Genomic DNA, 23,677 nt, shown 5'->3' on the forward strand with positions numbered 1-23,677 from the left:
CTCGCGGATTCTTTGTGATTTCTTAGACGTTCCTGTCAGCGTGCTTTACTTTCAGGCAAGCGGCAGGGTGACCACCACGGCGGCGCCCCCGCTCGGCGGGCCAGGAGCGATCCCCACCCGGCCTTTGTGAAGCGTGGCGATCTCAGCCACGAGGGCCAGGCCGAGTCCATAGTGCCGGGACACCCCTTCCACTCCCGCGTCGGCGCGTGAGGAGGCAAAGCGTTCAAAGGCCCTGGTATCAAAGTCTGGCGGGAAGCCGGGCCCGTCATCGGCAACCCGGATGACGGCCTCGCGGCCCCGGGTGCTGACTTGGATGGTCACAGTGCTCTTTGCGTGATCCAGGGCGTTGGAAATCAATGCTGTGAACACGCGCCCCAGGGACACCTCGGAGCCGCGCACGGTCACGGGCGCCGAAGGAAACCGCGAGTCCAGCCCGATGGATCGTTTCTGTGCCTCCGCTTCGGCGAGGGCGGCCGCGCGCGCCCCAATGCTGCCCAGATCGACAGGCTCGTAGTCAGCCGCCGCGCGGGGATCGGCCGAGATCAGCAGATCATCCAGGATTCCGGTGAGAAGCTTTGAGTCTTCAACGATGCGCTCCACCCCGTCCACTAGTTCTTCTTGAGCCGGCTGGGCGCCCGTGCGGGTCAGTTTCCTTCGCAGCATCTGCGCCCGGGTGCTCAGCAACGTCAACGGCGTGCGCAGCTCGTGGCTGGCGTCGGCCACGAACCGGCGCTGCAGAGCCAGGCTCTCGGCGAGCGGGCGCAGGGCCCTGGCGGCCATCCACACGGATACCAGCGCGGCAAGGACGGCAGCCGCCGCTCCGGTGGAGCCCATGGCCAGGACCAGCCGGTCTGTTTCTTCCTGACTTTCATGGCGGTCCACCGCGGCCTGGGCCACCCTTCCGTCATGGAAGGCGGTCAGCACCGCGTAGCTCCTTCCCGCCACTTGGCTGGTCCCCGTTTCGCTGTGGTGCGATGCCAGCACGCGGTTAATGGCGGAGGTATCGGGAAGTCCCGCAGGCATGTTGCGCGATACCGTCAGCTGGCCGTTGTTGAGTATGGCCACGAAGACATCCAGCGGGGCGTCCCTCGGCGAGTCGATCAGGGTGGCAGCCGCCAGTTTCCGGTTGTCCGATTCGCGGGCGCCAGTGGTAACCACCGAGTACAGCAGGCCGCCCATGAGGGCAAGGAGGGTCACGATGAGCGCAGTGAACTGGATTGCCAGCCGTGTCACGGCGCGCCTGAATTCGGACTGGTCCCGTGTGGTCACCGGAGCTCACCAAGCCGGTATCCCATCCCCCGTACGGTGAGCACGGAGGTCCGTCCCAGCTTTTTGCGCAGGTAATGCACGTAGGTGTCCACCACGCCGTCGTCGTCGGCATCGGGAAACACCGCGGTCCGCAGCGCCTCCCGTGTGAAGATCTGCCGCGGGCGGCGGCCCAAGTGGGCCAGCAGTCCGCTTTCCCGTTCGGACAGGACCACCTCTGCTCCGCTTCCCAGCGTGACCGTGCGGCCGTTGATGTCCAGCATCCCGCCGGGGACCGGTACCGCATCGGCGTGGGTGGAGTGCCTTCTCAGGAGGGATCTGAGCCGCGCCAGCAGCTCGTCGATGTCGAAAGGCTTGCCCAGATAGTCTTCGGCTCCGCGGTCCAGGCCCTCCACCCTGTCGGCGGGGTTGCTCAGCGCCGACAGGATCAAGGCCGGCGTCGAGATTCCCTTATTGCGGAGGCGGCCCAGCACGTCCAGTCCTTCGATGGCCGGGAGCCCGCGGTCCATTAGCAGGAGGTCAAAATGTTGGCTTAGCCCCTCATGAAGGGCTCGTTGCCCATCCGCCGCCAGGACCACCTCGTAGCCCTCGCCGAGCAGCAACTCCCGCAACATCGAAGCCAGTCCGGCGTCGTCTTCCACCAGCAGGACTTTCGGGCCGTCGTTCATGGTGTGAAGTATAGGTGTGCCACGGTCCGGCGGAGTCAGGGTGCGGCGGCGCCCCCGGGACTCTCTCCCTGCGGGCCCAAAGACTCTGCACTCCTCAGACCGCACGCGGGAGACTGATGGCATGGGCGCGGAGGCCACGCTCACGCCGGCCACCATTCAGGAGGTTACCTTGGGTGTTCTAGTTGCGGAGTTATGGGCCATTATGGTCATCGGTGACGGCGTTGTCGGGGCGCTCTTTCCTGCCCAGCACACGGCCAGGTGGGCGCAGGCGCCGCTGCCCCAGCCGTGGCGCGAGTTTCTCCAGCGGCTCAACGAGCATCCCGGGGTGATGCGGGGCCTGAGCGTGGCCCAGATCGCCGGCGGAGTTGCCGTCGTGGCCAGCCTTCCGACCAAAATCCGGTAATCGGCTGCCAGCACCGCGGCTTGCTTACTGCGGCGGTGCCGCTGGAGTCCGTGGTGCCGCTGCGGTCCGCGGCGCCCCCGGCCCCCATCATTGTGACGTCGGACAGCGGACGACAATTGAGGCTATGATGGTCGACAGTTGTCGAGTCTCCCGGGGCGGCGAGTGATGCCCCGACGCCGGAGGCAGAAGCCACGGCAGCCTTTCTCCGCCGTCGCCATGAATCCCCACGCCTAGCCGGAGAATGCCCTTTCCGGGGATGCCACGGAGCGGCCCGGGCGGCAGCGGCGCCGCCGAAGCCGCCCGGAAGTGTCCGGAGGGGCCGCAGCCCTGGCACCACGGGTGCCAAAATCCCGGCCCTAGTCTTAATCCACGAGCCCAGTTGTTATCTCCGTCACATTCACGACGGATCCGCGGGGCAGGCGGAGCGGCGTAATCCGCCCGCCGCCCACGCGACCGGGGCCCAGCCCGTGACAAGGAAAGAAGCCTTATGTCTGAACGAATCACAACCATTGCCGCCAGCGCTGCAACGGAATCCGCCGGGGGGCCAGGGCAGGAACCGCACCTTGCCCGGGCGCTTGGCAACCGCCACATCCAGCTCCTCGCCATCGGCGGAGCCATCGGCACCGGACTCTTTATGGGTTCGGGCAAGACAATCTCGCTGGCGGGTCCGTCCGTCATCTTCGTCTACATGATCATCGGCTTCATGCTGTTCTTCGTCATGCGGGCCATGGGCGAGATCCTGCTCTCCAACCTGAACTACAAATCATTCAGCGATTTTGCCGGAGAACTCCTGGGACCATGGGCGAGCTTCTTCACCGGCTGGTCCTACTGGTTCTTCTGGGTGGTCACCGGAGTGGCGGACATAGTGGCAATCGCCGGCTACGTGGACAAGCTCGCTCCGGGAACACCTCTGTGGATCCCGGCCCTCATCACACCCCTGGTGCTGATCCTGCTCAACCTGCCCAGCGTCAAAGCCTTCGGTGAGGCCGAGTTCTGGTTCGCCATCATCAAAGTGGTCGCCATCGTGGCCCTGATCGCCACCGGCATCATCATGATTGCCACGCACTTCACGTCCCCCAACGGCGCGGTAGCTAACATCGCCAACATGTGGAACGACGGCGGCATGTTCCCGCACGGGATGTTCGGCTTCATCCTCGGTTTCCAGATCGCCATCTTCGCCTTCGCCGGCATCGAACTGGTGGGCACCGCGGCGGCAGAGACCAAGGATCCGGAAAAGAACCTTCCGCGGGCCATCAACTCCATCCCCGTACGCGTCCTGCTCTTCTACGTGGGCGCGCTGGTGGTCATCATGGCAGTCAACCCGTGGCACAGCATCGATCCGGCCAGCAGCCCCTTCATCGGCATGTTCACCCTGGCCGGCCTGGGCATCGCGGCCGTGGTCGTCAACCTGGTGGTCCTGACCTCCGCCGCCTCCAGCGCCAACTCCGGAATCTACTCGACGTCCCGCATGGTCTACGGCCTTGCCCAGGACGGCAACGCGCCCAAGGCGTTCGGGAAGCTGAGTCTCCGGAAGGTTCCGCAGAACGCCCTGCTCTTCTCCTGCATCTTCCTGCTCGCCGGCCTCGTGCTCCTTTACGCGGGCGATTCGGTCATCGGCGCGTTCACCATCGTCACCTCGGTGGCATCCGTCCTGACGATGTTCGTCTGGTCCATGATCCTGATCAGCTACATCATGTTCCGCCGCCGCCGGCCCGCACTCCACGCCGCCTCGGCCTACAAGATGCCGGGTTCACGCTTTATGCCCTACGTGGTGCTGGCGTTCTTCATCTTCATGCTGGTGGCCCTGGCTCAGGCCGACGACACCCGCATGGCACTGGTGGTGGCTCCCGTTTGGTTCCTGATGCTCGGCGCAGCCTGGCACTTCAACCGCCAGACGCCCCTCCAGCAGGCCCGCATCGAGGAATGGAAGGCTCTGTTCGCGGCCGAGAAGAAGGCCGCGTCACAGGCCGCGGACGTGAGGACCACCGCCTAGGCGCGCGACCTACCCCGCTTGCTTCGCGGCAACCCGGGGGGCAACACCCACGGCGACGACGGCGATGGCAGCCGCCAGTGCGAAGACTCCTGCGAAGGACGCACCGGTGACGCCCGCCGTCGTCGTCGTTAACGCCGTAAACACAATCCCGGTGGTGGCGAGCGCGAGGGCTCCTCCCAGGGAATCCGAGATGGAGATCGCCGAACTGTTGAAGCCTTCGGTGTCCGGCGTGGACAGTGCGAGGGTCATCACGCTCAGGCGCGGATACATCAGTCCCATGCCGCCGCCTGCGACTACCCAGCCCGCTATGGCTACGACGGCGGACCAAGCGAGCAGCGCCGTCACCAGGGCAAGGACCACGGCACCCAGCACCATTGCGGACCCGGCCCTTACCGCCAGCCGGTGGCTCAGCCGCGCGCCGAGCCGGCCTTGGATGGCGGAGCCCGCCGCCCAGGCCACCGCCCCGAAGGTGAGCGTCAGCCCGGCGAAGGTGGGGGAAAACGCGTAGCGCTCCACCAGCAGGTAGGGAAGATAGACCTCGGCCCCGAAGAAGGCCGCTGAAATCAGCCCTCGCGCAAGAACCACGCTCGGCAGCCCCCGGCGCGCGGTGAGGGTTCCAGCCGGCACCAGCGGGCGCACCGCAACCAGTGCGACGACGACGGCGGCCGCCGCCAGGGCACCGCCGGCCACCGGTACCTGCGACGACAGGTTCAGGCCCAGGACCGCAATCGCCGCCAGTGCCGCGGACGCCAGCCTTCCGTAGGACCAGGGCGTCGGTTTCCCGGGAGCTGCGCCATGGAGTCCCCGCAGGGCCGGAACGATCATCACGAGGGCCGGGAGCACGAGGCCCACCACTCCCAGGAAGACCCAGTGCCAGCTGGCGAGCTGGGCAACCATTCCGGCGGCGAACGGGCCCACCAGCGACGGGATCACCCACGCAGCCGAAAACGCCGCAAAGACTTTCGGATGCAGCAACGGCGGGTAGACGCGGGCCACCACCACATACAGTGCCACCGTCATGCCACCGCCGCCCAGACCCTGCACCAGGCGGCCTGCCACGAGGACAGGCATGCTCCCCGAGGTTCCGGCGATCAGCAGCCCCAGCACGAACATGCCCGCCGAAGCATATAGGGGTGCCGCGGGCCCCCGCCGGTCCGCCCAGTTGCCTGCCGCGACCATACCGATCACGCCGGTGGCAAGCGGGCCGGCAAAGGCCAGGGCGTAGAGCCCGGCACCGTTCAGTTCCCGGCTGACCACCGGCATGATGGTGGTCACCGCAAGAGATTCGAAGGCGGCCAGGAACACCAGTGCGCAGGCGCCGACAGTCACCAGCAGGTAGTGCCGGTGCAGGATCCCTGCTTCCTGGGGGGCTTCTGAGGGGGCGTTACGGTGCACGGTGCGGACCTGAGTGGTAGGGGTGGGCGTTGGAGAAGCATGCCACAGCAGCGCCCGGATCGCATCCATCACCGGCCGAGAGTGCACTGCACTGCCCGGCCACCTGCCGGAATACGTGGCTCAGCCGGCCAGGTCCAGTCCGCCCGCGTCCACCACTACCGCGCCGCTCGCCGTCGAGTCCGGGTTCAGCATCCAGCCCACGCGTTTCACTGTGCTCAGCATCACCACGCTTTCCACAAGCACGATCCCGGGCACCTTCTGCTGTAACGCAAGCTCAATGTTCATGACGTCGGCCAGGGACTGGAGCCACATGATGATCACGAAGTTCGTGGACCCCGTGGTGGAGGCACTGAGCCGCACGTTGCGCATGGTCCGAAGCTCGGCGGCAGCTGCCTCGTGCTGGCCGGCCGGTACGTTGACGAACCATTGGCAGGTCATGGGGAACCCCGAGAATTTCTGAGCCACCTCGCAGCGGAATGCCAGTATCCCGCTCGCGAGCACGCGGTTGAGCTGCCGCTGGACCGTGGCTGGGTGCCTGCCCAGCCCGCGGGCGATGTCCGCCGCAGTGGCCCGTCCGTCCTTGGCCAGAAAAGGCAGGAGCGCAAGGTGGCTTTGCGGCAGGGGTTCCGCCGCTGCCGCCTGTGTGGCGCCGGTGGCTCCGGGTCCGGCCAGGGTCCGCGCGGTGGCCTCCTGCGTGCGGCTCAGTACGTTGACCCGCCAGGAGCCGGCACTGGAGTGCAACCGCGTGCAGAGTGCCGTCTGATACTTGACGAGACCCTCGATGTCCTTCAGCCTCGAGATGACCTTCCTGCTGAATTCCTCGAGGGAGGCGGTAATAACGGTCAACATCACATCCCGGCTGCTGGCCGCCTCCTCCACGGTGACAATCTCAGGCATCTCGGCGAGGCTGGCCATGACTTCCCCGCGCCGGTGCATCTCGCAGTCCACGGCGACGAACGCCAAGCACATCTGGTGCGGATCACCGATGAGGTGAGCCGTGACCCAGGAATGGCCGCCGGACCGAAGCCGCTCCCAGCGGCCTGCCAGGGCAGTGGCATGAACGCCCAGCACCGCGGCGGCGTCCGCCCAGCTCAGGCGCGGGGCGATCTGCAGAACGTTGATGAGGGCGAGGTCGTCTTCGCTGAGTTCCATCGGGTGTTCCCCTTCCAAAATGCACGAATCCAGCTCTATGCCCGGTCTTTTGCATTTTTCCAGCCGTTTGGGCGTCTGTGAATCATGTCACTCCAGAATAGACGCAGGCAGTCTTTAGCCGCTCGGTAAAGCCCGCTTCGCCCATCCGTTCCATCCACATCAGAGGAGAACACGTGCCGATCACCACGGACGCCCGTGAAATGCAGGCAGACCTTGCCCGTTTCCGCCACGAACTGCACCGGGAGCCCGAGATCGGCCTGCAGCTTCCCCGCACCCAGGAGAAAGTGCTCAAGGCCCTGGACGGGCTGCCGTACGAAATCACCCTGGGAACGGCAACCACGTCCGTGACAGCCGTGCTCCGGGGCCAGGGCGGGCCGGCCGGTCACGCCGCCCGGCCCACCGTCCTGCTTCGTGCGGATATGGACGGCCTGCCGGTGCAGGAGAGGACGGGCGTGGACTACACGTCCAGGCTCGACGGCGCCATGCACGCTTGCGGCCACGACCTCCACACGTCCATGCTCACCGGAGCGGCAACACTCCTGGCCGAGCGCCGTCACCAGCTGGCTGGCGACGTCGTCCTGATGTTCCAGCCGGGAGAAGAAGGGTATGACGGCGCCAGCCATATGATCCGCGAAGGCGTCCTGGACGCCGCCGGACGACGGGCGGACGCGGCCTACGGGATGCACGTGTTCTCAGCGCTGGAGCCGCACGGCAGGTTCTGCACCAAGCCCGGTGTGATGCTCAGTTCCTCCGACGGCCTGGTGGTCACCGTTCTGGGCGCCGGCGGCCACGGCTCGGCCCCGCACTCCGCGAAGGACCCCGTCACGGCAGCCGCAGAGATGGTCACCGCCCTGCAGGTCATGGTCACGCGCCAGTTCAATATGTTCGATCCAGTGGTCCTGTCCGTGGGTGTCCTCCAAGCCGGCACCAAGCGCAACATCATCCCCGAAACTGCCCGCATCGAGGCCACCATCCGCACTTTCTCCGGGGAATCCCGTCGGAAGATGATGGCGACGGTTCCCCGCCTCCTTAAGGGAATCGCGGCGGCGCACGGCCTCGACGTCGATGTCGATTACCAGGAGGAGTACCCGCTCACCGTCACGGACGAGGACGAAACGCACATAGCGGAAGAGGTCATTGCCGAACTCTTCGACGGCTCCCGGCTCTCGCGCTTGGCCACCCCGCTGAGCGGGTCGGAGGACTTTTCACGTGTCCTTGCCGAGGTACCCGGCACGTTCATCGGCCTCAGCGCCGTGCCTCCGGGCGCGGACCACGCCGTCGCCGCGTTCAACCACTCCCCCAACGCAACGTTCGACGACGGAGTGCTCGCCGACGGCGCGGCGCTGTACGCGGAGCTGGCGCTGTCCCGGATCGCCACACTTGCCTCATCGGCCCGTCAGGCGGCCATCCCCGGCGTCACCGCCGATTCCACCGAAGCCACCCACATGGCCCCCCGGTCATAGACACTCTGGAGACCATCATGACAACCACTGCCAATCCGCGGCTCGCGGCCCGGGCGTCCACCCGCAAGACCATCGTCGGCACGGGCATCGGCAACGCCGTCGAGTGGTACGACTGGGCCATTTACGCCACCTTCACCCCGTTCATCGCCAGCCAGCTGTTCAGCAAGGCGGATCCGGCGTCGGCGGTCCTGTCCACCCTGGCGATCTTCGCCGTCGGCTTCGTGGCACGCCCCTTCGGCGGCTTCCTGTTCGGCTGGATCGGCGACAGAATCGGCCGCAAGGCCTCCATGACCATGGCCGTGGGGCTGGCCTCACTCGGCAGCCTGATGATCGGGATCGCACCCACCTTCGCCGCCGTCGGGGTTTGGGCCTCCCTGGTGCTCCTGGTGGCCCGGCTGGTGCAGGGGCTGGCGCACGGCGGGGAGCTGCCCTCGTCCCAGACGTACCTGTCCGAGATCGCGCCGAAGGAACACCGCGGATACTGGGCCACGCTGATCTACACGTCCGGCACGGTCGGCATCCTGTTCGGCACCCTGCTCGGCGCCGTCCTGAACATGGCCCTCAGCCCGGAGGTCATGAACGCCTGGGGCTGGCGCATTCCGTTCCTGATCGGTGCCGCGATGGGCCTGTACGCCCTGATCATGCGCTCCCGACTGCATGAGAGCGACGTCTTCGAGGGCGAGAGCCTTGCGGAGAAACGCGAGCCGATCTGGCCGCAGATCGTCCGGTACCGCAAGCAGGCCCTCCAGGTCATCGGCCTCACCGTGGGCCTCACAGTCATCTACTACATCTGGGGCGTGGTGGCTCCGAGTTACGCCACCACGGCGCTGAAGATCGACCGCGGCGAAGCCCTGTGGGCCGGCGTGGTCGGCAATATCGTGTTCATCGCGGCCCTGCCGTTCTGGGGCAAGCTGTCCGACCGGATCGGACGCAAGAAGGTGCTGTGGTCAGGAGCCATCGGTGCGGCCGTGATGCATTTCCCCATGACCTGGCTTCTCAAGGATTCGGCCTGGCAGCTGGCGGTCAGCATGTCCGTCATGCTCATTTTTATTGCAGCGAGCGCGGCGATTGTTCCCGCCGTCTATGCCGAGATGTTTCCCACGAGCATCCGAACCGTGGGCGTCGGCGTCCCGTACTCGATCTGCGTGGCGCTCTTTGGCGGAACCGCGCCCTATCTGCAGCAGTGGCTGGGCACATCCCTCCAGGCGCCGCAGTTGTTCAACATGTACGCCGTGATTCTCCTCGTCATCTCCGCGGTGTTCATCTTCACCATTCCTGAAACGAGAGGCAAAGACCTGCGCGACTGACGTGAGCCCCCCGCGGCGGCCAGGCGCCACGAGCACCAGTGCGCCAATGCCGGGCCGTCTACTATCCAAGGCTTCCCTCCGCGGGAAGTGCGTGGTAGATTGACGGTTTTCAGCCCGCGGGGGGTGGTTCAGCCCACGCGCCCAGGTCTTCGAGTGGGCGCCGAAAGCAGGTGTGTCATGAAGTTCGGCGCTTCTGTTCCGGCCGCAGTCCTGGTTCTCGCGGGATCAATGCTTCTGGCTCCCCCGGCGGAGGCCGCGTCAACGCAGCTGGTGCGGTTTTCGGTGTCGGGTGACTTTTGCCCGCAGTACGGCGTCTATGGAATTTCGCATGTGGACGTCAACGGCGACGGCGGGATGCACGCCAGCCAGAACTTCGCCAACACCACCCAGAACGCGCCCACCTCAATCCTGGATGTTCCGGAAGCAGGCGCCATGGCCCGTGTGACGGTCACCTATCACTGCAAGGTCAAGGTTTTGTGGTGGTTCAGCCCCAGCGACCGGCAGTTGGCCAAGGGGAACCGCTGGGTTTACGGCAGCGGCTGGCAACCGGACCACATCATCACCCCCTCGGGCTGAGCGGCTTTATCGAATCCCCGTGCGCCCCTTCGCGGGGGGCAGCCGGGGCGGGTCAGTCGCCGACGAACCGGTTCCGTCCGGACCTGTACCCGAATACCGCGGCAAACGAGCCAACCACCAGGAAGAGGATCCCGGCGGCGGCGAAGGATCCGGTGGCCTGGTGCAGCTGGCCCACCATCAGCGTTCCTGTGGAGCCCACCCCGTAACCCACGCCCTGCATCATCCCGGAAAGGTGCGCAGCGGTGTGGCCGTCGCGGGTGCGGACCATGATCATGGTCAAGGCAACGGCCGTGAGGCTTCCCTGGCCCAGCCCCAGCAAACCGGTCCAGAGCCAGATCAGGTCCAGCGGGCCGAAAATGCTCAGGGCAAACCCGCCGCCGGTCATCAGGGCCACCACGGTGTTGATGGCCCGCTGGTCGCGGAACCGGGTGGCGAGCGCCGGAGCGAACAGTGAGCCCAGCATCTGCAGCACGATGGAGGCGGACACGATAAGGCCCGCCGTGCCGCCGTCCACTCCGCGCTCCCGCAGAATGGGTGCCAGCCATGCAAATACGCTGAAGGACATCATGGCCTGCAGCACCATAAAGATGGTGACTTGCCATGCGATGGCCGATCTCCACACATTCACGCCGTCGGTGACGGCCTGATGGCGCGGATGCCGCTGCCTGAGGGCCAGGGGCAGGAATAGCAGCAGCACGACGCCGGCGGGCACCGCCCAGAACCAAAGCGCCGTGGTCCACTGGCCCGTTGCGCTGAAGACAGGGTAGGTGAATCCCGCGCCCAGGGCGGCCGAGGCGCAGATGGCCGTTGTGTACAGGCCGCCCATCAGGCCAAGCCGATGCGGGAAATCGCGCTTCACCAGGCCCGGCAGCAGCACGTTGCACAGCGCTATGGCCGCGCCGCAGGCTGCGGTGCCCGCGAGCAGCGCCGGCAGATGGGCCACGCCGGGAAGGTCAAGCGGACGCAGCAGCAGGCCGGCCGTGAGCACCGCCATCGCGCCAAGCAGGACGCGTTCGGCCCCGAAGCGCCGGGCCAGGATGGGAGCGATCGGCGCGAAGACGCCGAGCAACGTGACCGGCACCGTCGTGAGGACGACCACGGCCCAGCCCGGCAGCCCCGCGTCGGCCGTGATTTCGGGCAGTACCGCCGAAAAACTGGAGAACACGGTACGCAGGTTCAGCCCGATCAGGACCAGGCAAACGCCCAGGTAAATCAGTCCTCGGCTCGTGGCAACCTGTGTGGGCTCCGCCGCCGGGAGTTCATCGATCTCGGCGTCAACGAGCGTACTGCGATTCACGCCGCCCACGTGCCGGCGAACGTCGTTCTTCGATGCTGCATTCTGTGCTTCGGTCACGCGCTCATTCTTGCAGGCTCCCCGCGGCCGCGCTCCGCGCCGGGGCAAAACAGCGTTCCGGAAGTTTTCCACATCGCATACATGGCCCCTGTGGGGCACCCCAGGACCGCGCCTAGCGTGGGCAGCATGAACCCTGCGATGCCAACTCCCAGCCGCCAAGACCCTCGCGGAACCATGACCCCGGAGACCAAGGGCGCCGGGGGCGCTGTCGCGGGCCTCGTGTTCAGCGTGCTGGTCTTCGGCAGCACGCTCTTCACCCTGCCCGTCAGTACGATCGCCGCCTTGTTCACCCGTCCGGATACCGGCACGGACCGGCTCCAGTGGGTTGCAATAGCGGTCTTCTGGAGCCTGCCGGTGCTGTTCGGGCTGCTGTCCGCCATCCTCGGCATCCGCGCCGTGATCCGGTTTCCGCCACGGACGGACGCCTGGACCGCTGGAGTACTGGGGCTCTCCGTCCTGGCCCTGCAGGCGCTCTTGGTTATCGCCCTGATGGTCTTGCACGGCAGCGTCAGGATCATCTGGTGAACGACCGCCGATCCGGGGCCGGTACCCAAACTCCACTATTCTGGAGGGAATGAGTGAATCCCCAGAATCCGCACGGCAGCCGGAGCACCCGGAGTCTGCTTCCGAGCCCACGCAGCCAACGCGCCCGGTCACCCCCGGCACCCAGGCCTCCTTCGGGACCTACGGAGGACGGCCCGTGAGCTTCGTACGCCGCGGTACCCGCCTGCAGGGCCGCCGCCAGCAGGCCTGGGAGGAGCACTCGGACCGTTGGGCCGTGGATGTTCCGCGCCACATCGCCAACACCTCCGTTCACCCGGACTACGTTTTCGATGCCGAGGCCGAATTCGGCCGCAAAGCTCCCCTGATAGTGGAGGTCGGCTCGGGACTGGGCGACGCCGTCTGCCATGCCGCCGAGGAGAATCCCGGCAGCGACTTCCTGGCCGTGGAGGTCTACACCCCGGGCCTCGCCAACACCATGATCAAGATCAACGGCCGGAAGCTCACCAATGTGCGGGTGGTGGAGGCCAACGCCCCCGAGGTGCTCGCCACCATGCTGCCGCCGGGGTCCGTTAGCGAACTGTGGGTCTTCTTTCCCGACCCCTGGCACAAGTCCCGGCACCACAAGCGCCGTCTGATCCAGCCAGAGTTTGCCGCCCTGGCGGCCACCGCCCTGAAGCCCGGCGGACTCTTCCGGGTGGCCACGGACTGGTCCAATTACGCCGTTCACGTCCGCGATGTATTGGCCGCGTCCCCGGATTTCACCAACCTTCACGACGGCGAGCGCAGGGGACCGGAAAGTCCGCTGACGCAGGTGTGGCAGTCCGGCGTCGAATCCCTGGTGGGTGGCGCCCCGGTCAAGGAAGGCCGCGCCCCGGTGAGCACCGAGCACACCGGGCCGAACGAAGGCGTGGATGAGACCGGCGGCTGGGCGCCACGCTTCGAGGGCCGCATCCGCACCAGTTTCGAGAACAAGGCGCACGAGGCCGGCAGGCTCATCTTCGACCTCTGTTACCGGCGCGTGTAGGCCCGATTGGCGGGGCCAGGCCTGGGCTCCCTCTAGTTTCAGACGACCAGAGCCGGCCGCCAGCCAGGAGCTGTTGCGGGCCCAATTGCCGTGGCACCATTAGGGCAGTATTCCGACTCGGAGGGCCAGTCCCCCCGAGAGAACCAATTTGCACGAGGGATCCGAACATCAAAAAGGAACTAAAAGAGGCTGCGGACGCGGCCGAGGAAGTCACCAACTCGCGGCCACTGGAGCTCATGGCCCGCGCCGGGTTTGCCGTCAGCGGCATCCTTCACTTCCTGGTGGGTGCAATCGCCATTCGTCTGGCCATGGGCGGCGAAGGAAAGGCCGATTTCAGCGGCGCGGTGCAGGAGCTGGCGAACCAGCCCGCCGGGCCCGTCCTGTTGTGGAGCAGCTTTGTAGCCTGTCTGGCTCTTGCTGTCTGGCAAACCAGCGACGCCATCTTTGACTTCAGCCACCTGCCCAAGCGCAGAAAGATCGGCAAGAAACTCAAGGCCGCCGGGCAAGCGGCCATCTTCCTGGTCTTCGCCGGGACCTTCGCGTCCTTCGCCATGGGCGCGGGCAGCGACAGCGGCAAGTCCACGCGTGACATCACCGTGAACCTGATGACAGCCCCGGGGGGTGTGGCGCTCCTGATCATCCTTGGCCTGGCTGTTGCCGTAGCCGGCATCATCTATGCCATCCGCGGCCTCCGCCAGTCCTTTGCGAAGTACATCCGGCCGCCAGCATCTGAGAAGGCCCGCACCGCGGTCACGTGGTTGGGAATGGCCGGCTACGTGTCCAAGGGCGTCGTCCTGCTGCTCGTGGGACTGCTGATCATCGTCGCCACCGTCAAGGCGCACCCGGAGGAGTCCACGGGCCTCGACGGCGGGCTGAAGGCCCTCCGCGACCAGCCTTTGGGGATCTATGTTTTGGCTGCCGTCGGCGCCGGCCTGATCTGCTACGGCGTGTTCCAGATGGTCAGGGCGAAGCTCGCCAAAATGTAGCCGTCCGAACGTAAGAGCGGCCCGAACGTAAGCACAGCAAGTAACGCTCCGCTGTGAAGGGGCCTGAGGAGGGTCGTTAGAGTGCGGCGCGGACCCGTTGTCCCACGCCGCGCAACCGGCTTATCGGCTCGGTGGCGTAAACGAGCCGCACGTAGCGCGGCGCCACGTCCTGGCCCCAGGCGGTCATCGGCGTGGCGGCAATGCGGCCTTCGGACAGGAGCCTCCGGGAGAGTTCGGGGGCCCGCATGCCCAAGGCTTCCGCGTCCAGCAACAGGGACCAGCCGCCGTCGGGCACCACGAAGGGCAGGCCGTCCAGTTCCGAGACCAGAAGGTCCCGGCGGGACTTCCACTCGCGCACGGCGCCGGCGATCCCGTCGTCGGCGCCGGTCAGGGCGGCCAAGACCCCAGCCTGGCTGAAACCGCTGGCCACTGTGGTGTTGTAAATGGCCGCGAGCGCAATGTCTCCCATGACTTCGGCCGGCCCTGCTGCCCAGCCAACGCGCCAGCCGATCATGCGGTAGTTCTTCGACACGCCGCCCAACGTGATGGTCCGTGGCGCCAGCTCCGGGAAGGAAGCCGGATGACGGTAGGTCACACCGTCGAACAGGATCCTGTCCATGGCCGCGTCGTAGAGCAGCCAGCAGTCCGCGTGGTGGCAGGCGTCGCGGACTGCGCCCCATTCAGCGTCGCTGAACACATGTCCCGATGGCATGGACGGGCTCATCAGAAGCATGGCACGGGTCCGGGGTGTGACCGCCGCGGCCAGCCTGTCCGGGTGCAGCCGCCAGCGTCCGCCGGAAACAATCAGCGGCACGAAGACCGGCACGGCTCCGACGAGCCGGACCCGGTTGATCATTCCCGCGTAGGTGGGATCGGTAAGGATGACCTCGTCCCCGTGATCCACGGTGGCCAGCAGCGCGCTCAGCATTCCCGCCAATGCACCGCCGGTGATCACCACCTCCGTGCGGGGATCGTAGGACAGCCCGGTCTGGTGGCGGAGCTTGGCCGCGACGGCCTGGCGCAGGGCCAACGTGCCGGTAAACGGCAGCCAGCTGTTGGCGGCCTGATTTCCCACGGCATCTCGCGTGGCGGCGACTGCCGACGGCGGGGGCGCAACATCAGTGTCCAGGTTTTCCATGCGGAGCACGGCGGGGTCATCACCGACCGCGGCTACCACCCTGTCGATGCCGAAGGGCTGAATCCGGGCGAACCGCCCGGTCCTCCCGCGGACCATGTGCCCAGCGTCCCACCGTGCGCAGGCCGCGTCAATGGCTCAGGACGAGCCGCCCACCATGGAAATAACGGCCACGGTCTGCTGCGCCTCGTCACGCAGTTCCACCTTGGTGATCCGGCTGATCTGGGCAGGGGTGGCACCTGTGACCCGGGACTTGCCTGCGGGGGTGGCGGCCCAGCTGCAGGCCCGGTCCTCGCCGCCGTCAGCGGTTCGGACCCACAGGGACAGCGTGCCCCGGGTCGGCAGGCTTGTGCCCGTGAAGGACACCTCGGTCCCCCAGGCCTTCTTCAGGAGATCCAGCTGCACCTGCATGCCCCCGGCAGCCTGCACGGAGTAACTGGCGTCCGGCCTCGGCGGCTGGTTCATCAACGGGGCGGCGAGCACTCCCAGTGCCAGAAATGCTGCTGCCACCGCTCCCACAAGCGCCATCCACCGGCGCCGGGACGCCCGGCGTCGTGCAGAGAGTTCAGCCAGCAGCGCGCCGGGTCCGGGCTCGGAAGGTGCTGCTTCCGGCTGTGCTGCCGAATCAGCGAGGGCCACGGCGTCAGCCACGGGAAGGGCATCGAGCAAGGCCGGCAGGCTGGCCAGTTCATCCAGCTCCCGGCGGCAGGTTTGGCAGCCTGTCAGATGCTGCTCGAAAAGTTTCCCCTCGGCAGGTTCCAGGCCACCGAGCAGGTATGCCCCCAGCAGCTGGTGCAGATCCGTTCCGCTCATCGCTGCACCCCCATTTCGTCCAGTATCGTCCGCAGCGCCCGCACAGCGTAAAAGGCGCGCGATTTCACGGTGCCGGCGGGTATGTTCAGCTGGATTGCCGCTTCAGAGACCGTGAACCGGCGGTAATGCAGGGCTACCAGCACCTCGCGGTGTTCGAGGCTTAGCCGCAGCAAGGCTTCCTCCATCAGCACCCGGTTGAGTAGTTCATCCACGCGTTCGGCCGCCTCCGAAGGGTCAACCACGTCCCGTTCGGAGGCCTCCACCGGGCGTCGTTGGGCCCGCCGGTAGTTATCGATCATGATGTTCCTGGCGGTGCGGAACAGGTAGCTTCGCAGGCTGCCGGTGATCTGCGGTGCCTGTTGCCAGACGCGCAGCACGGTTTCCTGCACCACGTCCTCGGCGGCCTGCGCATCGCGGGAGGCGCTCAGCACAAAGCGCCTCAGCGCTTCACCGTGTTCTCGGTAGATGGCGGCCACCACGTCTTCATCGAGTGGCATCCGGGCGCCTCCCTGCTGTCCTGAGCGCTGTAGTCCTATCCCCAAGCTGACCGCCGTCACCATGCCCACCGTCGCTGCCGCCAGCCGGCCCATCCGGCCGCTGTCCGCCACTTACGACGACGAGGGGGACAAAACGGTTCAACGGCACCGTTCAACTGCGCGGTTCAACGGCACGGGGTTCAACGTTACCGCCGTGGCGTAGGCCGCCGCTCCTACAAAGCCGCTCCCACAAAACGTTGGTTGAACCATTCTGCGCCCGCAGTCGTCGTAATGGTTAGCGGCGGACGGCGCCGGCACAAAGCCAAGGAGCAGGGCATGAAGAAGCAACTGGGAAGTGGCCTCTACATTCTGGCGGTGGCCGCCGTGCTTGCAGGTTGCGGCGGAGGAGGCTCCGGAACGTCGTCGTCCCCGGCAGGTCCGACGGCGGGCGGTTCCATGGGGGCGTCCGCATCGGCCTCGCCGGCTTCACCTTCGGCGGCGACGTCCGGCGGTTCTTCCGCGTCCGCGTCTTCCGTCCCCGCAGCCGCGCCGGTGCTCAAGACCGCGTCGTCCACTGCCGGGCAGATTGTGGTGGATGCGAGGGGCATCAGCGTCTACGTTTTTGCGAAGGACGTCAAGGGCTCCGCCAGCACGTGCACGGGCACTTGCGCCAGTAACTGGCCCCCGGTCACAACCGCGTCCGACTCCCCTGCGGTTGAAGGAGTGACCGGTACGGTGGGAAGCGTCCCGACGCCCGACGGCCGGAAGCAACTGACTCTTAACGGTTTGCCGCTGTACTTCTTCGCCAAGGACAAAGCACCCGGGGACACCCTCGGTGAGGGCGTGGGTGGCGTCTGGTATCTGGTCAGCCCAGCGGGCGATATGGTCAAAGCCTCGTCGGGGGCCGGCTACTAGCACCGTTCCCGCGTTGTCCGCCTAGTACCGCGCTATCGCTACCCCCGCGGCGTCGGCGTCGGCTGGCCAGGTAACGGCAATTGCACGGGCGCGGTGGGGACACCGGAAGGGTCCAGGCTCACGCCCGGAGAGGGCAGCGGTCTGCCGTCCGGGCCCCGTCCAGTTCCCGGGACAGTCCCTCCGACCGTCGGCGGCGCGTGGCTCGGCAACGTGACCTCGGGGATGTGTGAGCCCGCGCGCGTGGTTTCGGCTGGAGACGGAAGGCCGCCCTGGCCCGGGTGAACCGTCGGCGCGGTGCCGCTCGGGGGCAGGGAGGACGGAATGTTGGGGGCGGGGGACGACGTGCCCGCGGCTGCCCCCCCGGGCACGGAAGCCGGTTGGCCGGTGCTGTGGCCGCCGGTTCCGGAGGTGAGGGCGCCGACGAAGTTGGTGACCGCGTGCTGCACGTTTCCGAACGTGTTGCGGATGCCTTCGTCTGAAGCGGCAGCCGCGGCGCCTCCTGCCGCGAGCGCAGCGGCTACGGTGAGGGCGGTCAGCGGCAGACGGCGCTTGCTCCGCCGTCGGGCAGCGAGTTCATCAACGGGCGCCTGACTGCCAACGGCGGGAGCACCGTCGGGAACAACGGCGGATGCAACTCCGCCAGCCACGCCGCTCATCAGGGCCTCCAGCCGTGCAGAGGGGCGGGGGCCCTCCCCGGCAAGGGCGCGAAGATCAAGGAGGACTGGCCGCAGGTTTTCGGAATCTTCAAGTCCGGCTTCGGCAAGTAGCTCGTCGACAATGCGCCGGTTCCGGGATGAGGAGGTGTCACTCATGATGTGCCTGGCTTCCTTCCGATACTCGATCCCTGAGGGCGCAGAGCGCCCGGCGTTGAAGCTGTTTCACAGCTCCAGGTGTCCTGCCCATGATCTCGGCAACCTGTTCAATGGAAAGGTCGGCAACGATCCGCAGCGCGAGGACTTCTTGATAATCGGGGCTGAGGCCATCGAGCAGGGCCGTTGCCCCTCCCCCGTCCACCGCTGAAAGGGCCAGATCCTCAGCTGATGCTGTCCTGCGGCCGTCCAGCTCCGATTCGTAAGGGCTGAAGGCCGGGGTACGTTCGCTGCGGCGGTAGTAGTCCACCATCCGAGCGTGCGCAATTGAAAAAATGAGCGATTTGGCGCCCTGGATGCCGCCGTGCAGGCCATCCATCTTGGGGTAGAAGGCCAGGAACACATCTTGGGTCACGGCCTCGGGGTCGTCCACCCCTCGCGCCCTCAGGTAGCCCAGGACTGCACCGGAGAACTTGCGGTAGACAAGCGTGAACAGCACGGACGGATCAGCTCCGTCCATGTCCACGTATTCATCAGCCAAGGCTTCTAGCACCCGGGGCTCCTCCATCCCGCCCAACTTGCCATGCCGTTCCGGGTTGTGGAACGGCTGGAAGCTGCGCCTGTTGCACCGCGGGACCCCCACCAACGCACGAGAGTCCCGCGGTCCACCATAGCGGTTGTGCTACGGACGGCCAGCCTGGGTGGGCAGCTCGGTGGGAACCTGGCTCGGCAGTGCCGGTGCTGCGGGGACCGTCGCCTGCTTCGGCAGTTCCGGTGCGGAGGGAGCGGCGGGGACCTCAACCTTCGCGGCGGTGTCACCGGAGCCGGAGACCTCCGCCTTGTGGCTGGCGGACTTGCCCGGGGCGGTCACGCCTGCGCAGTAGCTGTCGATGTTGGCTTCGCCCTTGGCGGCAACGGCGAGCGACTTGAACGCGGTTGAGCCTGCGTCCAGGCCACCGTGGGTGAAGGCGGTGCACAGGCCGAAGGCCGCGGGGCCGGTGGCGTCGGGGCCCGCGGCTGCGGTGGCCTTTTCGCTGTCAGCGTCTGCGGAAGCCGTGGCCGAAGCGGTGGCTGACGGCGTGGCGGAGGCGCTGGCGGTGGCGCTGGCGGTGGCCTCAGCGCTAGCGCCGGATGTGGCAGTCCCGGAGACGCCGCCGACGTGCGGGGCGGGGGCGCCGAGCAGCTCGTGGGCGCTCTGCTGGACGTCGCTGGGAAGGGCGCCGGCAAAAGCGGCTGCGCCGGTGCCACCGACCGCCAGCGTACCGGCCGCCAATACACTCGCAGCGACCTTACTAGAGGCAAAAACAGTGAACAAGGACATGGAACCCTCCGAAAACGTATACAACAGTGTCAGTAACGGCCAGGTTGAATCCGGCCACTCAAGCAGTGCGGACGCGGTCCACACTCCCTACACATCGCCGGCGGGTACGTAAAAGTTACGCTGTGCCGAAATTTCTTTTACCGGAGTCGAAATGCTCTTCCGCAGCCGCTGGGCACGGAACAGATGTCTGCGTGTAACTGGAGGGTCGAGTAGTGCAGTTGAGGGGGTTCAAGTAGTCCCGTTGAGCATGTTAATCAGGGCGACAAACGGTCCGGGTGGTGAGCAAGTGCTTGCCCGCACATGATGTTGTAGCCCGGGTGGCGCCCACTCGCGCGCCGGTGTCCTTTCCCTCCGTAGACTGCTTTGGAGCCGCACCTGCGGCTCAGCGCTACATCTCGGGACGTGTGGCAGGCGTCCGCGGCTCCGGCGGTCCGTTCCGCCCCGGCTTGTTCGGCGCAGCGGTCCCCTTCCGCGGCTCCGATGCAGCCGGCGGACTGGATTTGGCCCGGTTCAATCCAGCAATGCCGTTGTCGAACGAGCGGACCACTCAGATGAACCTCCCTGCAAACCACCGGCCTTCGGCATTATCACGTCGCCCGCGGAGCCGGTGGACCGCCCTTGGCGGAGTGCTTGTCATGCTGGCCGCCATGGTTCTTCAAGGCACGGTCTTTCCAGCCCCGGCAGTAGCCGCGGCAAGTACCATCGTCTCGTTGACGTTCGATGACGCCAATGCGGATCAAGTGGCGGCGGCTTCGACCATGAATTCAAAGGGTCTGCTTGGCACCTTTTTCACGCCGTCAGGATATATGAACGCTCCTGGCTACATGACCACCGCCCAGGTCCAAGCCCTGCAAAGCGCCGGCAACGAGATCGGCGGGCATACAGTTACGCACCCGGACCTCACGGCAATGTCCACCGACGAGGCCACCCGCCAGGTCTGCAACGACAGGGTCAACCTCACCAACTGGGGGCTCGTCATTACCGACTTCGCCTACCCGTTCGCGGCGTCCAATGCATCCGTCGAGACAGTCGTGAAGAACTGTGGCCTCAACAGCGCCCGGGGCCTCGGGGACATCCAAAGCAAGGGGGGCTGCACAGGCTGTGGATTTGCCGAGAGCATCCCACCGGCAGATCCGTACCTCACCAAAGCTCCGGATGAGGTGGACAACACTTGGACCCTCTCAGACCTGCAAAGCCTCGTCACTAATGCCCAAAACTCAGGCGGGGGATGGGTCCAAGTGACGTTCCACCACATTGGCACGGGCACCACAGACCCTCTGACCATCACCTCCGCGCTTTTCGACCAGTACACCACGTGGCTCAAATCCCAGCAGGATGCCGGTTCGATCGCGGTAAAGACCGTCCGCGGAGTCATCGGCGGCCCCGTGCAGCCTGTGATTGCAGGACCGCCGCCACCGGCACCGATCACAAGCGGCAACTTGCTGCAGAACCCCAGCCTGGAGACGGCCGGGCCCGTGGCAGGGCTCCCGAAGTGCTGGGCAACGGGAAGCTACGGGTCCAACACGCCCACGTTCAGCGAAGTCAGCCCCGGCCACACCGGAACGGTCGCCGAAAGACTGACGATGACCAACTACGTCGATGGCGACGCCAAGCTGTTGCCAACACTCGACCTCGGTGAATGTTCGCCGACCGGAACTGTTGGGCACATCTACCAGCTAAAAGCCTGGTACAAGTCAACTGCGCCAACCCAGTTCGAGGTGTACGTCCGGACGGGCATCGGCACGTGGCAATACTGGACGGCCAGTCCCTTGCTCAACGCAGCCTCCGGCTGGACGCAGGCCACCTGGTCCACGCCCGCGCTCCCCTCCGGCGCCAATGCGGTCAGTTTCGGGCTGAATCTGATAAGCAACGGCACACTGACCACAGATGACTACGAAATGAACGATTTGTCCGCGGCAACCGCGACGGCGCCCGCTGCTCCCACCGGGGTCACCGCCACCGCAGGAAACGCCTCCGCAACCGTGGCCTGGACCGCGCCAAACAACGGAGGTTCGGCCATCACCTCCTACACCGTCACCCCACACACCGGCACCACCAACCTCACCCCCGTCACCACCACCGGCAACCCGCCCGCCACCAGCACCACCATCACCGGACTGACCAACGGCACCGCCTACACCTTCACCGTCACCGCCACCAACGCCATCGGCACCTCCCCGGCCTCCTCCGCCTCCAACACCGTCACCCCCGCGGCAACCGCGACGGCGCCCGCTGCTCCCACCGGGGTCACCGCCACCGCGGGGAACGCCTCCGCAACCGTGGCCTGGACCGCGCCAAACAACGGCGGTTCGGCCATCACCTCCTACACCGTCACCCCACACACCGGCACCACCAACCTCACCCCCGTCACCATCACCGGCAACCCGCCCGCCACCAGCACCACCATCACCGGACTGACCAACGGCACCGCCTACACCTTCACCGTCACCGCCACCAACGCCATCGGCACCTCCCCGGCCTCCTCCGCCTCGAACACCGTCACCCCCGCGGCAACAACAGCCGGCACCAGCATCACCAACGGCGGATTCGAATCAGGCCTCACCGGCTGGAGCACCGGCGGCGTCAAAGCCCCCGTCACCTCCACCACCGCCCACACCGGAACCGGCTCCGCACTCCTCGGCCTGGCCTCCGGCACCGAACCCCTCGGGGACAGCAGCCTCTCCCAGACCATCACGGTCCCGGCCACCGGCACCTCCACCCTGCGCTTCTGGTACCAGCCCCACACCAACGACGACACCTGCACCGGCACCACCTGCCAATACGACTGGATGGAAGCACAAGTACGCTCCACCACCGGCACCACCCTGGGCAGCATCTTCAAACTCTGCAGCAACTCCGGCACCTGGACCCAAATCACCGCCGACCTCACCGCCTACAAAGGCCAGACCATCACCCTCTGGTTCAACGTCCACCTCGACGGCACCTCACCAGCAGACGACACCTGGATGTACCTCGACGACGCCACCCTCACCAACACCCAAACAACCGCGACGGCGCCCGCTGCTCCCACCGGGGTCACCGCCACCGCGGGGAACGCCTCCGCAACCGTGGCCTGGACCGCGCCAAACAACGGCGGTTCGGCCATCACCTCCTACACCGTCACCCCACACACCGGCACCACCAACCTCACCCCCGTCACCATCACCGGCAACCCGCCCGCCACCAGCACCACCATCACCGGACTGACCAACGGCACCGCCTACACCTTCACCGTCACCGCCACCAACGCCATCGGCACCTCCCCGGCCTCCTCCGCCTCGAACACCGTCACCCCCGCGGCAACAACAGCCGGCACCAGCATCACCAACGGCGGATTCGAATCAGGCCTCACCGGCTGGAGCACCGGCGGCGTCAAAGCCCCCGTCACCTCCACCACCGCCCACACCGGAACCGGCTCCGCACTCCTCGGCCTGGCCTCCGGCGCCGAACCCCTCGGGGACAGCAGCCTCTCCCAGACCATCACGGTCCCGGCCACCGGCACCTCCACCCTGCGCTTCTGGTACCAGCCCCACACCAACGACGACACCTGCACCGGCACCACCTGCCAATACGACTGGATGGAAGCACAAGTACGCTCCACCACCGGCACCACCCTGGGCAGCATCTTCAAACTCTGCAGCAACTCCGGCACCTGGACCCAAATCACCGCCGACCTCACCGCCTACAAAGGCCAGACCATCACTCTCTGGTTCAACGTCCACCTCGACGGCACCTCACCAGCAGACGACACCTGGATGTACCTCGACGACGCCACCCTCACCAACGGCTAACTGTGGGCAGTTGGCTCGACGCCGTCGGCCTCACCTTGTTCCAGCGGATCATTCCCCGTCCGGGGCTGGCCTCCGGCCTGTACACACGCGGCGGCTCGGGGCCATCGCTTCCGGCCAGATCATCGGCTTCGGCTCGATGACGGCGTACGGGTACCAGGGCATCTTTGCCGTCTGCGGCCCTGGCCCTCGTTGCAATGGTTGTCCTTGGCGTCACGGGACGAACACCGAAGCCGGACCGGAAGACCCGGGACGGGAGCACCCCGGCCAGTACCATCCCTGCCGCACCGGTGGTCCAGCTAAACGGCCCGGACCCCAACCTGGGCGCG

At 66.6% G+C, this 23,677-nt stretch carries 22 protein-coding genes; 11 read left to right on the forward strand and 11 right to left on the reverse strand.

All coding sequences use genetic code 11. The features are described 5' to 3' along the window. Positions 1–51 precede the first annotated feature (51 nt). Positions 52–1,233 carry a sensor histidine kinase gene (locus tag ACP4XC_RS21030; RefSeq protein WP_427172670.1) on the reverse strand — a complete coding sequence of 394 codons (1,182 nt, stop codon included), beginning with the start codon at positions 1,231–1,233 and terminating at the stop codon, positions 52–54. Between the two features lie 32 nt (positions 1,234–1,265). Beyond that, positions 1,266–1,934: a response regulator transcription factor gene (locus tag ACP4XC_RS21035; protein WP_427172671.1), complete on the reverse strand. Its 669-nt coding sequence runs from the start codon at positions 1,932–1,934 to the stop codon at positions 1,266–1,268. A gap of 121 nt (positions 1,935–2,055) precedes the next feature. On the opposite strand from ACP4XC_RS21035, the gene ACP4XC_RS21040 reads away from it, so the two are divergent. Both ACP4XC_RS21040 and ACP4XC_RS21045 read left to right on the forward strand, forming a co-directional pair. Beyond that, positions 2,056–2,337, forward strand: coding sequence for a hypothetical protein (locus tag ACP4XC_RS21040; RefSeq protein WP_427172672.1), 282 nt, complete (start codon positions 2,056–2,058; stop codon positions 2,335–2,337). Positions 2,338–2,824: 487 nt separating this feature from the next. Continuing rightward, on the forward strand, positions 2,825–4,330 hold the full coding sequence (locus ACP4XC_RS21045; protein WP_427172673.1) for an amino acid permease: 1,506 nt from the start codon (positions 2,825–2,827) through the stop codon (positions 4,328–4,330). Positions 4,331–4,339: 9 nt separating this feature from the next. Here the strand turns inward: ACP4XC_RS21045 and ACP4XC_RS21050 are convergent, their stop codons facing one another. Both ACP4XC_RS21050 and ACP4XC_RS21055 read right to left on the reverse strand, forming a co-directional pair. Then, on the reverse strand, positions 4,340–5,725 hold the full coding sequence (locus tag ACP4XC_RS21050; protein ID WP_427175188.1) for an MFS transporter: 1,386 nt from the start codon (positions 5,723–5,725) through the stop codon (positions 4,340–4,342). A 120-nt stretch (positions 5,726–5,845) separates the two neighbouring features. Then, complete coding sequence (locus ACP4XC_RS21055) at positions 5,846–6,877, reverse strand: Lrp/AsnC family transcriptional regulator (protein ID WP_427172674.1); 1,032 nt, start codon at positions 6,875–6,877, stop codon at positions 5,846–5,848. A 173-nt stretch (positions 6,878–7,050) separates the two neighbouring features. Here ACP4XC_RS21055 and ACP4XC_RS21060 point away from each other — a divergent pair, with 173 nt between their 5' ends. From ACP4XC_RS21060 to ACP4XC_RS21070, 3 genes are all read left to right on the forward strand, one after another. Further along, the gene (locus tag ACP4XC_RS21060; RefSeq protein ID WP_427172675.1) at positions 7,051–8,340 is read left to right on the forward strand and encodes a M20 metallopeptidase family protein; all 1,290 of its coding nucleotides are present in this window, start codon (positions 7,051–7,053) and stop codon (positions 8,338–8,340) included. 17 nt (positions 8,341–8,357) lie between these two features. After that, entirely contained in the window at positions 8,358–9,647 is a 1,290-nt protein-coding gene (locus ACP4XC_RS21065) for an MFS transporter (protein WP_427172676.1), read from the forward strand. 177 nt (positions 9,648–9,824) lie between these two features. Continuing rightward, entirely contained in the window at positions 9,825–10,223 is a 399-nt protein-coding gene (locus ACP4XC_RS21070; protein WP_427172677.1) for a hypothetical protein, read from the forward strand. A gap of 52 nt (positions 10,224–10,275) precedes the next feature. Here the strand turns inward: ACP4XC_RS21070 and ACP4XC_RS21075 are convergent, their stop codons facing one another. Continuing rightward, positions 10,276–11,520, reverse strand: a complete 1,245-nt coding sequence (locus tag ACP4XC_RS21075; protein WP_427175189.1) for an MFS transporter — start codon at positions 11,518–11,520, stop codon at positions 10,276–10,278. A 183-nt stretch (positions 11,521–11,703) separates the two neighbouring features. Here ACP4XC_RS21075 and ACP4XC_RS21080 point away from each other — a divergent pair, with 183 nt between their 5' ends. The 3 genes from ACP4XC_RS21080 to ACP4XC_RS21090 all read left to right on the forward strand — a co-directional run bounded on the left by ACP4XC_RS21080 (position 11,704) and on the right by ACP4XC_RS21090 (position 14,091). Beyond that, positions 11,704–12,102: a hypothetical protein gene (locus tag ACP4XC_RS21080; protein ID WP_427172678.1), complete on the forward strand. Its 399-nt coding sequence runs from the start codon at positions 11,704–11,706 to the stop codon at positions 12,100–12,102. A 49-nt stretch (positions 12,103–12,151) separates the two neighbouring features. Next, positions 12,152–13,105, forward strand: a complete 954-nt coding sequence (trmB, locus tag ACP4XC_RS21085; RefSeq protein WP_427172679.1) for a tRNA (guanosine(46)-N7)-methyltransferase TrmB — start codon at positions 12,152–12,154, stop codon at positions 13,103–13,105. Positions 13,106–13,341: 236 nt separating this feature from the next. Further along, positions 13,342–14,091, forward strand: a complete 750-nt coding sequence (locus tag ACP4XC_RS21090) for a DUF1206 domain-containing protein (RefSeq protein WP_427172680.1) — start codon at positions 13,342–13,344, stop codon at positions 14,089–14,091. A gap of 76 nt (positions 14,092–14,167) precedes the next feature. On the opposite strand, the gene ACP4XC_RS21095 is transcribed toward ACP4XC_RS21090, so the two are convergent. Genes ACP4XC_RS21095 through ACP4XC_RS21105 form a run of 3 tightly spaced genes read right to left on the reverse strand, consistent with a single transcriptional unit; the run spans position 14,168 to position 16,536 of the window. Then, entirely contained in the window at positions 14,168–15,325 is a 1,158-nt protein-coding gene (locus ACP4XC_RS21095) for a pyridoxal phosphate-dependent aminotransferase (protein ID WP_427172682.1), read from the reverse strand. Positions 15,326–15,364: 39 nt separating this feature from the next. Beyond that, entirely contained in the window at positions 15,365–16,039 is a 675-nt protein-coding gene (locus ACP4XC_RS21100) for a zf-HC2 domain-containing protein (RefSeq protein ID WP_427172684.1), read from the reverse strand. Then, positions 16,036–16,536 (reverse strand): sigma-70 family RNA polymerase sigma factor, encoded by a 501-nt coding sequence (locus tag ACP4XC_RS21105; RefSeq protein ID WP_427172685.1) that lies wholly within the window; start codon positions 16,534–16,536, stop codon positions 16,036–16,038. The genes ACP4XC_RS21100 and ACP4XC_RS21105 overlap by 4 nt, the downstream gene beginning before the upstream one ends. 61 nt (positions 16,537–16,597) lie before the next feature. Between ACP4XC_RS21105 and ACP4XC_RS21110 the strand changes: the two genes are divergently transcribed. Next, complete coding sequence (locus ACP4XC_RS21110) at positions 16,598–16,738, forward strand: hypothetical protein (protein WP_427172686.1); 141 nt, start codon at positions 16,598–16,600, stop codon at positions 16,736–16,738. Positions 16,739–16,851: 113 nt separating this feature from the next. Then, entirely contained in the window at positions 16,852–17,430 is a 579-nt protein-coding gene (locus ACP4XC_RS21115; protein WP_427172687.1) for a COG4315 family predicted lipoprotein, read from the forward strand. 38 nt (positions 17,431–17,468) lie between these two features. Here the strand turns inward: ACP4XC_RS21115 and ACP4XC_RS21120 are convergent, their stop codons facing one another. From ACP4XC_RS21120 to ACP4XC_RS21130, 3 genes are all read right to left on the reverse strand, one after another. Beyond that, entirely contained in the window at positions 17,469–18,242 is a 774-nt protein-coding gene (locus tag ACP4XC_RS21120; protein WP_427172688.1) for a hypothetical protein, read from the reverse strand. Beyond that, entirely contained in the window at positions 18,235–18,792 is a 558-nt protein-coding gene (locus tag ACP4XC_RS21125) for an RNA polymerase sigma factor (RefSeq protein WP_427172689.1), read from the reverse strand. Before ACP4XC_RS21125 ends, ACP4XC_RS21120 begins: the two co-directional genes overlap by 8 nt. A gap of 129 nt (positions 18,793–18,921) precedes the next feature. Continuing rightward, the gene (locus tag ACP4XC_RS21130; protein WP_427172690.1) at positions 18,922–19,560 is read right to left on the reverse strand and encodes a protein tyrosine phosphatase; all 639 of its coding nucleotides are present in this window, start codon (positions 19,558–19,560) and stop codon (positions 18,922–18,924) included. Between the two features lie 647 nt (positions 19,561–20,207). On the opposite strand from ACP4XC_RS21130, the gene ACP4XC_RS21135 reads away from it, so the two are divergent. Then, positions 20,208–23,351: a fibronectin type III domain-containing protein gene (locus ACP4XC_RS21135; protein ID WP_427172692.1), complete on the forward strand. Its 3,144-nt coding sequence runs from the start codon at positions 20,208–20,210 to the stop codon at positions 23,349–23,351. The last annotated feature ends 326 nt before the right edge of the window (positions 23,352–23,677 follow it).

It is taken from the genome of Arthrobacter sp. 92 (assembly GCF_050260325.1).
Lineage (GTDB): Bacteria > Actinomycetota > Actinomycetes > Actinomycetales > Micrococcaceae > Arthrobacter.

What these genes read in the sequence shown, in the direction of transcription:
- ACP4XC_RS21035 (WP_427172671.1), bottom strand. Translation starts at nt 1,934, where the DNA reads ATGAACGACGGCCCGAAAGTCCTGCTGGTGGAAGACGACGCCGGACTG.
- ACP4XC_RS21040 (WP_427172672.1), top strand. Translation starts at nt 2,056, where the DNA reads ATGGGCGCGGAGGCCACGCTCACGCCGGCCACCATTCAGGAGGTTACC.
- ACP4XC_RS21045 (WP_427172673.1), top strand. Translation starts at nt 2,825, where the DNA reads ATGTCTGAACGAATCACAACCATTGCCGCCAGCGCTGCAACGGAATCC.
- ACP4XC_RS21055 (WP_427172674.1), bottom strand. Translation starts at nt 6,877, where the DNA reads ATGGAACTCAGCGAAGACGACCTCGCCCTCATCAACGTTCTGCAGATC.
- ACP4XC_RS21065 (WP_427172676.1), top strand. Translation starts at nt 8,358, where the DNA reads ATGACAACCACTGCCAATCCGCGGCTCGCGGCCCGGGCGTCCACCCGC.
- ACP4XC_RS21070 (WP_427172677.1), top strand. Translation starts at nt 9,825, where the DNA reads ATGAAGTTCGGCGCTTCTGTTCCGGCCGCAGTCCTGGTTCTCGCGGGA.
- ACP4XC_RS21080 (WP_427172678.1), top strand. Translation starts at nt 11,704, where the DNA reads ATGAACCCTGCGATGCCAACTCCCAGCCGCCAAGACCCTCGCGGAACC.
- trmB (WP_427172679.1), top strand. Translation starts at nt 12,152, where the DNA reads ATGAGTGAATCCCCAGAATCCGCACGGCAGCCGGAGCACCCGGAGTCT.
- ACP4XC_RS21090 (WP_427172680.1), top strand. Translation starts at nt 13,342, where the DNA reads ATGGCCCGCGCCGGGTTTGCCGTCAGCGGCATCCTTCACTTCCTGGTG.
- ACP4XC_RS21095 (WP_427172682.1), bottom strand. Translation starts at nt 15,325, where the DNA reads ATGGTCCGCGGGAGGACCGGGCGGTTCGCCCGGATTCAGCCCTTCGGC.
- ACP4XC_RS21100 (WP_427172684.1), bottom strand. Translation starts at nt 16,039, where the DNA reads ATGAGCGGAACGGATCTGCACCAGCTGCTGGGGGCATACCTGCTCGGT.
- ACP4XC_RS21105 (WP_427172685.1), bottom strand. Translation starts at nt 16,536, where the DNA reads ATGCCACTCGATGAAGACGTGGTGGCCGCCATCTACCGAGAACACGGT.
- ACP4XC_RS21110 (WP_427172686.1), top strand. Translation starts at nt 16,598, where the DNA reads ATGCCCACCGTCGCTGCCGCCAGCCGGCCCATCCGGCCGCTGTCCGCC.
- ACP4XC_RS21115 (WP_427172687.1), top strand. Translation starts at nt 16,852, where the DNA reads ATGAAGAAGCAACTGGGAAGTGGCCTCTACATTCTGGCGGTGGCCGCC.
- ACP4XC_RS21120 (WP_427172688.1), bottom strand. Translation starts at nt 18,242, where the DNA reads ATGAGTGACACCTCCTCATCCCGGAACCGGCGCATTGTCGACGAGCTA.
- ACP4XC_RS21130 (WP_427172690.1), bottom strand. Translation starts at nt 19,560, where the DNA reads ATGTCCTTGTTCACTGTTTTTGCCTCTAGTAAGGTCGCTGCGAGTGTA.
- ACP4XC_RS21135 (WP_427172692.1), top strand. Translation starts at nt 20,208, where the DNA reads ATGGTTCTTCAAGGCACGGTCTTTCCAGCCCCGGCAGTAGCCGCGGCA.